Source organism: Rhodococcus spelaei (assembly GCF_006704125.1).
Taxonomy (GTDB): Bacteria; Actinomycetota; Actinomycetes; order Mycobacteriales; family Mycobacteriaceae; genus Rhodococcus_G; species Rhodococcus_G spelaei.
Window position 1 is genome coordinate 292948 of sequence record NZ_VIGH01000002.1, and the last position, 13718, is coordinate 306665.

Here is a 13718-nt window from a genome sequence, read left to right on the forward strand (position 1 = left end):
GACGGTCCTCCACCACCGGGTCCGCGGTCAAGACGGCTCCGGATCGCTCACCGGGCGCCGGGTGAGAAACCGCGTGCCCGTACTCCCGTCCTGGAAGACCACTGGGTGGTGGTCGGGATGGATGCTCTCCTTCATGCCGTGCCCTCTCTCTTGACGTCGCTGTACGGCGATTCGCTTGCCTCGCAAGGATCTTGGTGCCACTGACCGAACGGGTCCGACCACGTCGGCCAGTGGGTCTGGCGGTCGAGTTCCTCGTCGGTGACCAGCGCCCACTGCAGTGCGCGGTCGATGTCGGTCGGGTCGGCGGCGTGCGCGAGCACCACCAGCGACACGTCGCGATCCCCGAACCGCTCGTCCCAGCGCATGGCCGCCATCGCCCGCCGCGCGGTCGGCTCCCCTTCCTGCTGGTCGGGCGTCATCGCGGCGAGCCATCGCCCGCCGTCGCCGACGCGCAGTCCCCCGCCCGCCGATTCGAGCCAGAGCACCCGGTCCGGTTGGGTGGCCAGCCACAGCCGGCCGCGCGCGGTGACGACGCCGTCGAGCAGGACGTCGAGCGCCTCGTGCAGACGCTCGGGATGGAACGGACGCTCGGCGGCGAACTCGACCAGGGTCACACCGCAGTCCGTGGCCAGCGGCGGCTGCCCGCGGAGCAACGGCGCGTGCGCATCGGCGGCGGCGCCGCGCCTGGCGCCGGCGGGGATCCGGGCGAGCAGACGCGGCGCGTCCGGGGCGAGGTCGTCGCCGATCCAGTCGATCGGCGCGGTGGGGGCCAGCCGGGCCAGCACCGCGTGCAGTCGGGCCTGGTTCCACCCGTCCGCGCCCGCCCCGGCGACGACCAGCGCGTCCGCGCACCCGACCTGTCCGACGACGACCTGGGCGACGGTGCGCTCGTCGTCGCCGACGCCGAGTCCGAGCTCGAGCAGGGTCCGGTCACCGGTGGCGTCGTCGAGCCAGCTGTCGGCGTCGACGCAGGCGATGACGGCCTCGATCCGCACGTCCCTCGACGCGGGGCCGTCGAGTTGCCCGACCACACCCTCGACGACCACCTCCTCGACCGCCCGGCACAGCGACTCCGGTTCGAGCGTCCGATCCAACTGCACCGCGATACGTCGCACCGAGCTGCGCGCATGCAGTCGTCGCAGCAGCGGCAGCAGGTCCTCGCGCAGCGTGCAGGACACGCAGCCGTGCGCGAGCTCGAGGACGGTGGTCCGGGCACGTCCGTCCGGGTCGGTCACGGTGCGGCGCACCACCCCCTCCCCGAGCCGGCTCAGGTCGTGATGAATCAGCACTGTCCCGTCCGCAAGCAATGACCGTGCGGTGGTCTCGGCGACATCCGACCAGCCCGCGACCACCACGAGCGGCGTTCGTCCGTCCGTCACTGCAACACCCTTTCGACAACGATTGTCATTAACTGGAAGTGACGCTACAGTGAGAACCGGCCATTGTCGAAAATGATTTCCATTAGCAAGGAGGCCGCGATGTCGGCGCACTGCCAGGTCACCGGACGCACGCCGAGTTTCGGCAGGTCCGTCTCTCACTCGCACACCCGAACCAGCCGGCGCTGGGACCCGAACATCCAGCGCAAGACCTACTACCTACCCAGCGAACGACGGCGGATCACGTTGAGCGTCTCCGCCAAGGGCATCAAGACCATCGACCGCGACGGCATCGAGGCCGTCGTCGCCCGGCTGCGCACCCAGGGGGTTCGGCTGTAATGGCACGGAACGAGACCCGTCCGATCGTCAAGCTGAAGTCCACCGCCGGCACCGGCTTCACCTATGTCACTCGCAAGAACCGCCGTAACGACCCGGACCGACTGGTGCTGCGCAAGTACGACCCGGCGGCACGCAAGCACGTCGATTTCCGGGAAGAGCGGTAGGCATGGCCAAGAAGTCCATGATCGCGAAGAACGAGCAACGGAAGGCCGTCGTCACCCGGTACGCCGAGCGTCGCACCGAACTGAAGGAGACGATTCGGCGGCCGTCCACCCCGGCCGACGACCGCGCTGCGGCCCTGGCCGCCCTGCAGCGTCTGCCGCGCGACGCGAGTCCGGTACGATTGCGAAATCGTGACGCTGCGGACGGACGTCCGCGAGGTCACCTACGGAAGTTCGGCCTGTCCCGTGTGCGCATGCGCGAGATGGCCCATCGTGGGGAACTGCCAGGCGTCCGCAAGTCCAGCTGGTAATCGAGCCGTAAGGGAAGCAATGGCAGTCAAGAGAGCCCCGTCGAAGAAGCCCCGCGGCGCTGACGCGGGCCGCAAGCCCAAGAAGAACCCGCTCTTCGCGGCGAAGATCGAGCACGTCGACTACAAGGACGTGAACCTGCTCCGCACGTTCATCTCCGACCGCGGCAAGATCCGCAGCCGTCGCGTCACCGGCCTGACCCCGCAGCAGCAGCGTCAGGTCGCCGTCGCGGTGAAGAACGCCCGTGAGATGGCCCTGCTGCCGTTCACGAGCCGGTAGCCAGTCACACGCACCAGAAAGGCCGCGCAGTCCTGAAGACTGCGCGGCCTTTCTGCATCCCCCGCCGGTCGCGGAGTGCCCGTCCGGCCGCCGAGTGTGCACCTACCGGCGCCCGCTCTCGGCCGATGCTCCGGCAACTGCACGCTCGGCGGTCAGCTGCGGACCACCGCGCGCAGGGCGGGGGCGATCACGTCGTCGAGTCGGTCCCACGGCACCGTCACCACGACCAGCCCGGCGGCGTGCGGACCGACCTGGTAGTCGGCGAAGTGAATCTCCATGCCCGCCGGCGTCGGAATCCAGTTCGCGAAGTTGGCCTCGGCCGGTTCGATCCCGGACCGTTCGAAGCCCTCGCCGACCGCGGTGGCGGGCAGCAGTCGGGCCGACTCCTCCGACAGTCGCTGCAGTCCCGCATGCAGGTCGGGAAACAGTCCCCCGAGGGTGATCGGCTGCGCGCTGTCCGCGTCGATCACCACCGTCGCCACCAGAGGTGTCGGGTGCGCACCGGGTGGGTCGGCATTCCACGAGGTGACCAGCAAGCCGGCCACAACCCGGGTGCCGATGTGCGCGACCTTCGACTCGTCGCGACCTTCCAGGGTGAACCGTTCCCCCGCCGAGCCGTCGATCTGGTCCTGCAACGCCGCGTGCACGGACTGGTTGAACTCCGCCGCGACGGCAGGGTCGCCACCGGCGACCTGCGGCAGCACAACGTCGTAGCGGACCCGACCGTTGTCGCCCGTCACGCGAGTGGTGGTCGCGGTGTACGCCGTCGAAGCGGCGGACGGCTCGGAGGTCCCGCCCACCGAGGCGGTCGACTCGGCCGAGACAGACTGGGCGCTCGGCACCGGCGCTGCGGTCCCACCGGTGTCGGAGGAGCAGCCGGCGGCACCGAGCAGCACTGCGGCCGCGATCGGGACAACTCGTCGTGTGAGCGTGCCTGAGTTCGCCATGGAGCAATCCTCGAGGCAAGGCGATGCAACGGCAAGGTGACGCGCGGTGAAGTCATTCGCGCAGCTACCGACTAGACTCCTGGGGGTTGTTCTCCAGGAGGTTCGCGGGTGTCGGGTGTGTTCGCGGGCTTCACTGTCATATTCGTCGTCATCGCGATCGGCTACGCGCTGGGACGCTCGCGGGTCCTCGGCGAGCACGGCGAATTCGTGCTCAGCCGACTGGTGTTCTTCGTCGCCACACCCGCCCTGCTCTTCGACACCCTCGCCCATTCGGACCTCGCGGTCATCTTCTCCCCGACGCTCGCGGTCGCGGCCGCCACGGCGTTCGTGGTCGGCGGCATCTACCTGGCGATCGCAATGGGCTGGCTACGCAAGCCCCTGCCGGAATCGACGATCGGCGCGCTCGCCGCCAGCTACGTCAACTCGGCGAACCTCGGGATCCCGATCTCCGTGTTCGTGCTCGGCGACGCGTCGTTCGTGGCGCCGTTGCTGCTGTTCCAGATCGTGGTCTACTCCCCGATCGCACTGACCGCTCTCGACCTCGCGACCACCCGTCGCGGCGCGTCGCTGGTCGAGACCGTCACCACTCCGTTCAAGAACCCCATCGTGGTCGCCGGGATCGCGGGCCTCGCGGTCTCACTGTCCGGGTGGACGCCGCCGGAGGCGTTGACGCAGCCGTTCCACATCATCGGCGGGGCCTCGGTGCCGGGTGCGCTGCTGGCATTCGGCATCTCGCTCTACGGGGTCCGGGTGTTGCAGCGGGGTGTGAGCCCGCGCCGCGAGATCGCGCTCGCCTCGGTGCTCAAGATCGGACTCCAGCCGGTGCTGGCATACCTGATGGCCCGCTTCCTGCTCGGCCTCGAGGGACACGAACTGTTCGCGGTGGTCGTGGTGTCGGCGCTGCCGACCGCCCAGAACGTATTCGTCTACGCGAGCCGCTACCAGCGCGGCATGGTCCTGGCCCGCGACACCGCCCTCGTCACCACGCTGGCGTCGATCCCCGCGATCGGCCTCGCGGCGTGGACGCTGGCCTGACACCGCGCACCCGGACCGCCGGCGGGATACGGTGTGGCATGCGCCACACCGCCATCGGTGTCCTCCTACTCGCGGCCGTTGCCGGGTGCTCCGACAGCGCAGGCTCGGGTGACGGCACCGTTGTCAGCAGTCCCGCGGCGACCAGCCCGGCCCCGATCATGGCGACCACCAACCCCACGCCGGTGAACATCCCCGGCGCCGATCCCGGCACGGTGTTCATCCCCGACGCCGAGCTGGTCGACGCGCATCCCACCCCGTTCCAGTCCTACTCCGTCCTCGGCGCCGGCGACGTGATCGGTGTGCATTTCACCGCGGGAAACCCGGAGTGCGTCGGCGCGGACGCGACGGTCACCGAGTCCGACACCTCGGTGGCGATCGCGCTGCGCACCGGCACGCGCGCCGACGCGGTGGGCAAGGCGTGCACCATGATCGCGGTGCCGGGCACGATGGAGGTACCACTGAGGGAGCCGCTCGGAACCCGGCTGGTGACCAGCAGGTAGGTCGACGCCGGCTACGCCGTGTCGCGCTTGGCCTGACGCTGCACACCGGCGGAAATGTCGGACGCCTCTCGCTTCTTGCGCCCCGCCGACTGCTTCTTCGACTTCTCGTTCAAGGCGGCCGGCAGGTTGCCTGCTGCGGAATCGAACCTGTCTTCGGCGACGGACGGGGCGTCCTTGCGCGCCAGGGCGAGGCGGGCCCGCTTGAGTTCGGCGGCACTCGCCTTGGCCACGACCCCCAGTCGACGGCTGACGCGAGCCAACGCATCCTCGAAGATCTCGGTCCTGGCCGCATTGCGCGTCGTGGTCCGCCGGGCGGCACCGCGACTCGCCTTGTCGGTCACGGCTCCCGCCGCCTCACGCCGGTACAGCGTGGAGTGTTTGTTGCGCGCCTTGCGGACCCGGGCATGCAGATCGATCAGCGCAACCTCGTCCAGACCGGCCAGCTGATCGCGCTTCGTCTCGAGCACGAGCTGGATATCCTTTTCCGACAACGACTTCAACAGCTTCTTCATCACATACCCCTTCGCGGGATGAGCCCGAGGAATCCGCTCGCCGACCGCGGCACAGTGCGCGAATCCGACACTACCGCTCGGGATCAACGCCTGCGCCGCAACCGCATGTAGTCGCTGACGACCGCCGCACCCAACCTGTCGAGTTCGGGTGCCACCACCCGACCGCCGACTCGCTGCGCCATCCGGTCCACCACCCGGGCCAGCCCGGGGTCGTCGCCGAGTCGGAAGATGGTCACCTGCGCACCCAGCTTGGCCAGGTTGTCGAGCTCGCGGACGGTGAGCCCCAACGTCTTCGGGTGCGGCGGGTAGTCGAAGAACGCGTGCCCGTCGGGTTCGAGGTGTGCGGTCGGTTCGCCGTCGGTGACGATCAGGACCACCGGCTGCGCGTTCGGGTTGCGACGCAGGTGCCTGCCCGCGAGCAGCAGCGCGTGATGCAGGTTGGTGCCCTGGTCCCAGGCGCCGTCCAGGCCCGCCAGCTCGGCCGGGGTCAGTTGCTGGGCGAGCCGGCCGAAGCCGATCAGTTGCAGGTCGTCACCGCGGAACCGGGTGGTGATCAGGTGGTTCAGCGCCAGCGCCGTGCGCTTCATCGGCACCCACCGTCCGTCCATCACCATCGAGAACGAGGTGTCGACCAGCAGCGCGACCGCCGCCTGGGCGCGCTGCTCGGTCTCGGCGATCTCGACGTCGGAGACCTGTAGGCGCACAGGCAGTTCCGCGACACCCCCCGATGCGGCACGCAGCACCGCGTTCGTGACGGTCCGGGTCACGTCCCACGGTTCGGTGTCACCGAACTCCCAGCTGCGACTCGATCCGGTGGGTTCGCCCATCGCACCGGCGCGCTGGGTGTCGCGTTCACCACGACGACCCGAAAGTCTCTGCGCCACATCGTGCAGCGCCGACTGCCCGAGCTGGCGCATCGCCTTCGGCGACAGCCGCCACTGACCGTCCGCCCCGCGGTCGAGGAAGCCCTGCTGTTGCAGGGCACGCTCGAGGTCGGCCAGGGCGCGGGCATCGGTGGCCGCCTCGTCGCCGAGCTGACGCAGCAGCGCCTCGGGGTCGATGTCGTCGAGCTGCGCACCCGCGTACTCCTGGGACAGCTGCTCTGCGAGCTGCTCGAGCTCGGCGATGTCGGCGAGGGCGGCGGCGCCCTCACCCAGCCCCATCGGCTCGTCGCCCCGGAACCGTTCGCTGCCGCTCCAGTTCTCCCCCGGGCGCGCCGACCGCAGGTTCGCGTCCAGCCGGTCGAGTTGCTGCATCAGGCTGGGGCTGCCGAACGCCTGCTGCGCCAACGCATCCAGCTCGGCCCGTTGCTCGGGAGTCAGCGAGTTCCGCAGTCGCTGCGCGGCGGCCGCACGGCGGGCCAGCGCGTCGAGCAGTTCCTCGGTGTCACGAGGATTCTCCGGGAAGAACTCGCCGTGCTCGTCCATGAACTCCGCGAAGTCGGCGTCGGTGTCCTCGCCACGAGAGTGCTTGTCCAACAGGTCGTTCAGATCGCGCAGCATCTCGTCCACCCGGGCACGATCCTCGGCGGTGGCGTTCTCGAGTGCCTGCTTCATGCCCGCGAAGCGCTGATCGAGCAGTTCCCGGCCGAGCAGGTCGCGGATCTTCTCGTAGTCCTCGCGGGCCTGCGGGCTGCGCCAGTCGTACTCCGACAGGTCCCGGACCGCCTGGGCGGTCGACGGCGGCAACTCGCCCAGTTGCAGCTCGGCGAATCGCGCGTCGTCGTCGAGCGCGCGGGCGAGTTCCTGGCGTTCGGCGAGCACCGCGCGGTCGAGCAGCTCGCGGACCTCGTCGAGGGTGCCGCCGAGATTGTTGCGTTCGAGCAACTCGCGCCTGCGCCGGTTCGCCTGCGCGGCGAGTTCGTCGAGTCCGCGCATCCGGTCGGTGCCGCGGCGCAGCAACTCGCGCAGCGCCCGACGAGGCGACGAGCCTTCGAGCACGTCGTTGCCGATGGCGTCGAGGGCCTCCCGCAGGTCCACCGGCGGGGCCAGTGGGTCGTCGCCGCCGTGATAGGGGCCGTACCGCTGGTACATCAGCTGTACACCAGCTGCCCGTCGTCGTCGGGATCCTTGGCGATCCGCCGAGCCAGGTAGAGGCCCTCGAGCGCCAGCTCGACCGCCGCGGCGCGCGCCCCGACGCTCTCGGCGCCCAGCCGGTCCGCCAGCGCGTCGAACACCGCCAGCTCGGGCAACTCCCCGAGCAGGTCCTTCGCCGTCACCCGTTCGCCCGTCACCACCGGTGAGCCGGCCTCGATCGCCGCCACCAGCGGCCCGAGGTCGAGGCCACCGAGCCGCTCACGCACGGTGTCGGCGGTGGCCCGGCGCAGCAGGTGCTCGAGCACCTCGAGCTCGCGGCCCTCCTCACCGGACTCGAACTCGATCTTGCCGCGCAGCACCTCGACCACCGTGCCGAGGTCCACCGGTCGCGCGGTCGGATCGACCTCGCCGAGCACCGCCCCGCGGTGCACCGCCGCGGCGCTCACCGTCTCCGCGGCCGCCACCGCGAACCGCGCCGACACCCCGGACCGCTGGTCCACCGACGGCGACTCCCGAAGCAGTCGGGTGAACCGGGCCAGGATCTCGAGCAGGTGCTCCGGCACCTCGGCGCGCAGCTGCGCCTCCTGCTCGATCACCGCGATCTCGTCGGCCAACTCGCTCGGGTAGTGGGTGCGGATCTCGGCGCCGAAGCGGTCCTTGAGCGGGGTGATGATCCGTCCGCGGTTGGTGTAGTCCTCCGGGTTCGCGCTGGCCACCAGCAGCACGTCCAGGGGCAGCCGCAGCGTGTAGCCGCGGACCTGGATGTCGCGCTCCTCCATCACGTTCAGCAGCGACACCTGGATCCGCTCGGCGAGGTCGGGCAGCTCGTTGACCGCGACGATGCCGCGGTGGGCGCGCGGGACCAGACCGAAGTGGATGGTCTCCGGGTCACCGAGGCTGCGCCCCTCCGCGACCTTGACCGGATCCACGTCGCCGACCAGGTCGGCCACCGACGTGTCCGGGGTGGCGAGCTTCTCGGCGTACCGCTCACTACGGTGCCGCCAGACGACCGGCAGCGCGTCGCCCAGTTCGGCCGCCCGCCGGATCGACGCCGGGGTGATCGGCTCGTAGGGGTGCTCACCCAGTTCCGAGCCCGCGATCACCGGCGTCCACTCGTCGAGCAGCAGCGGGAGGGTTCGCAGCAGCCGGGTCTTACCCTGGCCACGCTCCCCGAGCAGCACCACGTCGTGGCCCGCGATCAGCGCCCGTTCGAGCTGCGGCAACACGGTGGCGTCGAAGCCGACGATGCCAGGCCAGGGGTCACGGCCGTCGCGCAGCGCGCCCAGCAGGTTCTCGCGGATCTCGTCCTTGATCGGGCGCTGCACGTGTCCGGACGCGCGCAGCTCACCGAGCGTGCGCGGGCGGGGTTCGGGGTTGGTGACAGTCACCTCACCAACGCTACGAGTGTTCGGCCGATTCGGCACCCGGGTCGCACAATTCCGCCGCGATCCGCGTTGCCGATTCGAGACGCGGTTAGCCGCGCAGGGAACGTGCGCGGCGAGTAGTTTTCCCCGCGGGACACCGCCCGAGGATACGGAGACACCGTCGTGACCGAAACGGACGACACCACCGCACCACCCGCGAACCGGGGCTTGCTGGCCCTGGCCGGCGTACTGCTCCTGATTCCGCTCGTCGCCATCCTCTGGGTGCCGTTCTATGCGCGGGACACTCCGCGGCTGGGCGGGTTCCCGTTCTTCTTCTGGTACCAGTTCGCGTGGGTGTTCCTGTGCGCGGCAGCCACCTTCGCGGCCTACAAACTCGTCCTCAAGGCACGACCGCACCGGCCCATGTCGCGCCCCGACGAGACCGACGGCGGCGACCGGTGAGCGCGCCCGAGGTGCTCGCGGCGGCCGGCTCGGACGGCGTCGACGGGGTCGCCCTCGCGGTGCTGATCGCCCTGTTCGCATTGGTCACCGTGCTCGGGTTCATGGCCTCCCGCTGGCGGCGGGCGTCGAGCCTGCAGAGCCTCGACGAATGGGGACTCGGCGGGCGCAGCTTCGGCACGTGGGTGACGTGGTTCCTGATCGGTGGCGACATCTACACCGCGTACACCTTCATCGCGGTGCCCGCGGCGATGTTCGCGCTCGGGTCGGTGAGCGGGTTCTTCGCCATCCCGTACACGATCATCCTGTACCCGATCATCTTCGTGTTCATGTCCAGGCTGTGGTCGGTCAGTCACCGGCACGGGTACGTCACGACCGCGGACTTCGTCGGCGGCCGTTACGGTTCCAAGTGGCTCTCGCTCGCGATGGCGCTCACCGGCATCCTCGCGACGATGCCGTACATCGCGCTGCAGCTCGTCGGCATCCAGGCGGTGCTCGAGGTGATCGGCCTGGGCGGCGCCGACAACGTGATCGCCCGGGACCTGCCGCTGCTGATCGCCTTCGCCGTGCTCGCCGCATACACGTACTCCTCGGGACTGCGCGCGCCCGCGATCATCGCCTTCGTCAAGGACACCCTGATCTACCTGGTCATCATCGTCGCGGTGATCTACCTGCCGTCCAAGTTCGGCGGCTGGTCGCACATCTTCGACGCCGCGCAGACCAAGATGGAGACCCCGAACCCGGCCACCGGCAAACCCACCGGCTCGTTCATCCCGAACAGCCAGCAGTACTGGGCGTACTCGACCCTCGCGCTCGGGTCTGCGCTGGCCCTGTTCATGTACCCGCACTCGGTCACCGCGACCCTGTCGTCGAAGTCCCGCAACACGATCCGGCGCAACGCGACCATCCTGCCCGCGTACAGCTTCCTGCTCGGCATGCTCGCGCTGCTCGGCTGGGTGGCGATCGCCGCGGGCACCAAGCCGATCGGGCTCGACGGAAAACCCAACGCGCAGCTGGTGATCCCGCAGCTGTTCGAGGACGCCTTCCCGTCCTGGTTCGCCGGGGTCGCGTTCTCGGCGATCGCGATCGGCGCACTGGTGCCGGCCGCGATCATGTCCATCGCGGCGGCAAACCTGTTCACCCGCAACGTGTACCGCGAGTGGTTCCGACCGTCGGCCACGCCCGCGCAGGAGGCGAAGGTCAGCAAGCTGGTCTCGCTGTTCGTCAAGTTCGTAGCACTGATCTTCGTGCTGACGCTGGACAAGCAGAACGCCATCAACTTCCAACTGCTCGGCGGCATCTGGATCCTGCAGACCTTCCCCGCCATCGTGTTCGGGCTCTACACCCGCTGGTTCCACCGGTGGGCGCTGCTCGCCGGGTGGGCTGTGGCGATGGTCTACGGGACGGTCGCGGCGTACAACGTCTCGTCCGCGACCACCCCGCACTTCGCCGGCTCGCTCGCCTCCATCCCCGGCATCGCCCAGATGGGGTACATCGCGCTGACCGCGTTCGTGGTGAACGTGGTGATCGCGGTGGTGTTGACGCTCGTGCTGCGCGCGGTCAGGGCGCCCGAGGGCGTCGATGCGACGATCAAGGGCGACTACTTCGCCGACGCCGGCGACCCGAGGGTCCGGCCACTGCCCGCGACCCCGACGGAGGCCACGCCCAGCCCCTGACAGAATCTCCACCATGGCCGACACCGAGATCACCTTCACCAGCGGCGACGTCACCCTGCACGGCAGCCTCCGCCTGCCCGCCGACGCGCCGGGGCCGGTCCCCGCAGCCCTGCTCCTCGCCGGCAGTGGACCCACCGACCGCAACGGGGACAGCGCGGTGCTGCCCGGGCCGATCGGCACCCTGCGATTCCTCGCGGACACGCTCGAGCAGGCGGGCATCGCGAGCCTGCGCTACGACAAGCTGGGGAGCGGCGAGACCGGGCTCGGCCCCTACGACGTCGAGGATGTCGCGGGTCTCGGCTTCTCCGTCTTCGTCGACGCCGCCGCCGACGCACTGAAAAACCTTGCCGCACAGCCCGACATCGACGCAGACCGACTGCTGGTCATCGGTCACAGCGAGGGTGCACTGGTCGCGATGGCCCTGGCCGTCCGCGAAGGCACACCGACGCTGGTCGGGCTCGGCCTGCTCGAGCCGCTCGCCGTCCGGCTGCTCGACCTGCTGACCCGGCAGATCGCGGGTCAGGTGGACGCCGCGGTCGCGGGCGGGCAGCTGCCGCTGGAGCTCGCGGACCAGCTGCGCACCGGCCTCACCGACGCCGTCGAGTCGCTGCGGGCCGACGCCACCGTCCCCGACGACCTGCCCGAGCCGCTGCGGCTCGCGGGACTGGTCTCCGTCAACGCGAAGGCCCTCGCCGAGGAGGACGCACTCGACCCGCAGGTGCTGGCCGCACAGCTACCCGCCGGGCTGCCGGTGCTGACCAGTTGCTCCGCCCGCGACATCCAGGTCGACTGCGGCGACGTCGCCGCCCTGGACACGGCCCTCGGCGCGTCCGCGCTGACCTCGATCCGGATGACCACCGCCAACCACGTGCTCAAGGAGATCGGCGAGCGGGTCTCCACCGGCGCCGACTACGTCGAGGACCTGCCGTTCTCTGCGGAGTTCGCGGCCGGGTTCGAGAACTGGCTCGCGCAGCTGTAGCCCTCCTCCCGCCGGTGTCCGCGTTCCCCCGGCTGACCGCTCGCTGCGCTCGCTTCGCCGAGTGTGCACCTTCCGTCGTCTTCACTCGGGCGATGCCCCCGCAAGTGCACACTCGGCGGCCTGTGGATGGACCGCGGAGTTGTCCACAGATCGGGGCGACCCCTTCCGTCTGTGCGACTGATCGGCCAATGTCGGCGTATGGGGGAATTCGCCGGTCCGTTCCTGGGTACCGTGGCGGTCGCGTCGGGTGTTGTGACAGACCGCCAACTACGCCTCGACTACACGCGGCTGCACCGGGATGTGTACATCGCCAAGGGAATTGCGCTCGACGCCGTCATCAGGGCACGGGCCGCCGCGCTGTGGGCGGGCGAGGACGGAATCCTCGCCGGACTCTCCGCCGCCGCCGTGCACGGCACCAAGTGGATCGATCCGGGTGCCCGGCCCGAGCTGTTCCGGACGGGCAGCCGACGCGGCGCAGGGGGCATCTCGATCCACGGCGATGCGCTCGAACCCGACGAAATCTGCATTGCCGGAGGGTGGCTCACCTCGACGCCGGCCCGCACCGGGTACGACCTGGGCCGCCGACTGCCGTTCCTCCGGGCCGTCGAGACCCTCGACGCGCTCTGCAACGCCACTCGCATCACCCCGGCCGATATCGCCGCCCTCGCCGGGAAGCACCGCGGCACAAGAGGAATCGTGCAGCTTCGCCAGGTCCTCGAACTCGTGGACGGCGGCGCGGAGTCACCACCGGAGACGCGGACCCGACTGACCCTGGTCGACGGCGGGCTCCCCCGCCCGAGCACCCAGGTCAAGGTTCGGAACAAGCGCGGGCAGATCGTCGCGCGCTGCGACCTCGGTTGGAAGCGCTGGAAGGTGGTGGTGGAGTACGACGGCGACCACCACTGGACCGACGAGGAACAACGCACCCGAGACATCGAGCGCTACGAAATGCTCGCCGGTCTCGGTTGGCGCGTCGTCCGCGTCAGTTCCGAGCAGTTGCGACTTCGTCCGCACACCATCGCGCGGCGCGCGCGTGAGAAGCTTCGGGAAGCCGGCGCACCCGTCTGACCTGCGTCGAGTGTGCACCTGCTGACGCCTCCACTCGGCCGATGCCCCCGCAAGTGCACACTCGGCGGCGGGCGGCGGCGGCGATATCGACGTGCACCGACGCCGAGAGTGCTGTAGCGTCCTCGGCTAACCCACCACGCCAGAGCAGAAGGGAACGCCCGACATGACGATGTCCATGCACGTATCGGTACACGCAGCAGCGTGGCGTTGCCCCATTTCGGCCAAGCGTGTCCCCCGAGGACGATCCTGACAACCGGATCACCGGATCAGTTCTCGGCACCCAGGGCGCATTCGCTCGGGTGCCTTTCTTTTACCCGAACAACCCCTCGCGGAAACCTTCCGCACACACAGCACAGACACACTCGACCAGTACAGAACAAGGAGTTCACATGAGACTTCGCATCAGCCAGCTGTCCACCGCCCCGCCACTGACGGAGCTGCCCGCCGACCTGACCGGGCACGCCGTCACCCTCGACCTCTCGCACACCGACGCGACCCAGCGTGCCGCCGCGACCGACCTCGCCCGCGAGCTGCTCGACCGCGGCGCCGCCCGCATCGTCATCTCCGGCTCCGCCGCCTGAGGCCAACCGCCGCGTCGAGTGTGCAGTTTCCGGGGCATCGCCCGAGGGGAAACGACGAGAGGTGCACACTCGGCGGAAGCCGGGCATGCACCTCTCG

General features: G+C 69.8%; 16 protein-coding genes. 11 read left to right on the plus strand and 5 right to left on the minus strand.

Translation table 11 applies throughout. The features are described from left to right. Nucleotides 1-131: 131 nt before the first annotated feature. Nucleotides 132-1379, minus strand: coding sequence for a ribosome hibernation factor-recruiting GTPase MRF (gene mrf / locus FK531_RS05170; RefSeq protein ID WP_142095813.1), 1248 nt, complete (start codon nt 1377-1379; stop codon nt 132-134). Between the two features lie 99 nt (nt 1380-1478). Between mrf and rpmB the strand changes: the two genes are divergently transcribed. From rpmB to rpsR, 4 genes are read left to right on the plus strand one after another with little or no spacing between them, the layout of a single operon-like run. Continuing rightward, complete coding sequence (gene rpmB, locus FK531_RS05175; RefSeq protein ID WP_142096677.1) at nt 1479-1715, plus strand: 50S ribosomal protein L28; 237 nt, start codon at nt 1479-1481, stop codon at nt 1713-1715. Next, nucleotides 1715-1879, plus strand: coding sequence for a 50S ribosomal protein L33 (gene rpmG, locus FK531_RS05180; RefSeq protein ID WP_142095815.1), 165 nt, complete (start codon nt 1715-1717; stop codon nt 1877-1879). The genes rpmB and rpmG overlap by 1 nt, the downstream gene beginning before the upstream one ends. A gap of 2 nt (nt 1880-1881) precedes the next feature. Next, nucleotides 1882-2187 (plus strand): 30S ribosomal protein S14, encoded by a 306-nt coding sequence (gene rpsN / locus FK531_RS05185; protein WP_142095817.1) that lies wholly within the window; start codon nt 1882-1884, stop codon nt 2185-2187. Between the two features lie 19 nt (nt 2188-2206). Then, nucleotides 2207-2464, plus strand: coding sequence for a 30S ribosomal protein S18 (gene rpsR / locus FK531_RS05190; protein ID WP_072842868.1), 258 nt, complete (start codon nt 2207-2209; stop codon nt 2462-2464). 152 nt (nt 2465-2616) lie between these two features. On the opposite strand, the gene FK531_RS05195 is transcribed toward rpsR, so the two are convergent. Continuing rightward, nucleotides 2617-3411, minus strand: a complete 795-nt coding sequence (locus tag FK531_RS05195; RefSeq protein WP_142095819.1) for an RsiV family protein — start codon at nt 3409-3411, stop codon at nt 2617-2619. Nucleotides 3412-3519: 108 nt separating this feature from the next. On the opposite strand from FK531_RS05195, the gene FK531_RS05200 reads away from it, so the two are divergent. Both FK531_RS05200 and FK531_RS05205 read left to right on the plus strand, forming a co-directional pair. Further along, nucleotides 3520-4446 carry an AEC family transporter gene (locus FK531_RS05200; RefSeq protein ID WP_142095821.1) on the plus strand — a complete coding sequence of 309 codons (927 nt, stop codon included), beginning with the start codon at nt 3520-3522 and terminating at the stop codon, nt 4444-4446. Between the two features lie 38 nt (nt 4447-4484). Next, on the plus strand, nt 4485-4946 hold the full coding sequence (locus tag FK531_RS05205) for a hypothetical protein (protein ID WP_142095823.1): 462 nt from the start codon (nt 4485-4487) through the stop codon (nt 4944-4946). Nucleotides 4947-4957: 11 nt separating this feature from the next. On the opposite strand, the gene FK531_RS05210 is transcribed toward FK531_RS05205, so the two are convergent. From FK531_RS05210 to FK531_RS05220, 3 genes are all read right to left on the minus strand, one after another. Then, complete coding sequence (locus FK531_RS05210; RefSeq protein WP_142095825.1) at nt 4958-5458, minus strand: hypothetical protein; 501 nt, start codon at nt 5456-5458, stop codon at nt 4958-4960. Between the two features lie 83 nt (nt 5459-5541). Beyond that, on the minus strand, nt 5542-7491 hold the full coding sequence (locus FK531_RS05215) for a vWA domain-containing protein (RefSeq protein WP_142095827.1): 1950 nt from the start codon (nt 7489-7491) through the stop codon (nt 5542-5544). After that, a complete protein-coding gene (locus FK531_RS05220; RefSeq protein ID WP_142095829.1) occupies nt 7491-8882 on the minus strand; it encodes a sigma 54-interacting transcriptional regulator in 1392 nt (463 codons plus the stop codon). The genes FK531_RS05215 and FK531_RS05220 overlap by 1 nt, the downstream gene beginning before the upstream one ends. A gap of 159 nt (nt 8883-9041) precedes the next feature. Here FK531_RS05220 and FK531_RS05225 point away from each other — a divergent pair, with 159 nt between their 5' ends. The 5 genes from FK531_RS05225 to FK531_RS05245 all read left to right on the plus strand — a co-directional run bounded on the left by FK531_RS05225 (nt 9042) and on the right by FK531_RS05245 (nt 13621). Continuing rightward, complete coding sequence (locus FK531_RS05225; RefSeq protein WP_220126922.1) at nt 9042-9320, plus strand: DUF3311 domain-containing protein; 279 nt, start codon at nt 9042-9044, stop codon at nt 9318-9320. After that, entirely contained in the window at nt 9317-10993 is a 1677-nt protein-coding gene (gene mctP / locus FK531_RS05230; protein ID WP_246097900.1) for a monocarboxylate uptake permease MctP, read from the plus strand. Before FK531_RS05225 ends, mctP begins: the two co-directional genes overlap by 4 nt. 13 nt (nt 10994-11006) lie before the next feature. Next, nucleotides 11007-11972, plus strand: a complete 966-nt coding sequence (locus tag FK531_RS05235; protein WP_142095831.1) for an alpha/beta hydrolase family protein — start codon at nt 11007-11009, stop codon at nt 11970-11972. A gap of 198 nt (nt 11973-12170) precedes the next feature. After that, nucleotides 12171-13040 (plus strand): endonuclease domain-containing protein, encoded by an 870-nt coding sequence (locus FK531_RS05240; RefSeq protein WP_181762829.1) that lies wholly within the window; start codon nt 12171-12173, stop codon nt 13038-13040. Between the two features lie 389 nt (nt 13041-13429). Next, nucleotides 13430-13621, plus strand: coding sequence for a hypothetical protein (locus tag FK531_RS05245; RefSeq protein ID WP_142095833.1), 192 nt, complete (start codon nt 13430-13432; stop codon nt 13619-13621). Nucleotides 13622-13718 lie beyond the last annotated feature (97 nt).

Coding starts and splice junctions, on each gene's coding strand:
- FK531_RS05210 (WP_142095825.1), bottom strand. CDS start 5,458: ATGAAGAAGCTGTTGAAGTCGTTGTCGGAAAAGGATATCCAGCTCGTG.
- FK531_RS05215 (WP_142095827.1), bottom strand. CDS start 7,491: ATGTACCAGCGGTACGGCCCCTATCACGGCGGCGACGACCCACTGGCC.
- FK531_RS05205 (WP_142095823.1), top strand. CDS start 4,485: ATGCGCCACACCGCCATCGGTGTCCTCCTACTCGCGGCCGTTGCCGGG.
- FK531_RS05240 (WP_181762829.1), top strand. CDS start 12,171: ATGGGGGAATTCGCCGGTCCGTTCCTGGGTACCGTGGCGGTCGCGTCG.
- rpmB (WP_142096677.1), top strand. CDS start 1,479: ATGTCGGCGCACTGCCAGGTCACCGGACGCACGCCGAGTTTCGGCAGG.
- FK531_RS05195 (WP_142095819.1), bottom strand. CDS start 3,411: ATGGCGAACTCAGGCACGCTCACACGACGAGTTGTCCCGATCGCGGCC.
- rpsN (WP_142095817.1), top strand. CDS start 1,882: ATGGCCAAGAAGTCCATGATCGCGAAGAACGAGCAACGGAAGGCCGTC.
- rpmG (WP_142095815.1), top strand. CDS start 1,715: ATGGCACGGAACGAGACCCGTCCGATCGTCAAGCTGAAGTCCACCGCC.
- rpsR (WP_072842868.1), top strand. CDS start 2,207: ATGGCAGTCAAGAGAGCCCCGTCGAAGAAGCCCCGCGGCGCTGACGCG.
- FK531_RS05235 (WP_142095831.1), top strand. CDS start 11,007: ATGGCCGACACCGAGATCACCTTCACCAGCGGCGACGTCACCCTGCAC.
- FK531_RS05245 (WP_142095833.1), top strand. CDS start 13,430: ATGAGACTTCGCATCAGCCAGCTGTCCACCGCCCCGCCACTGACGGAG.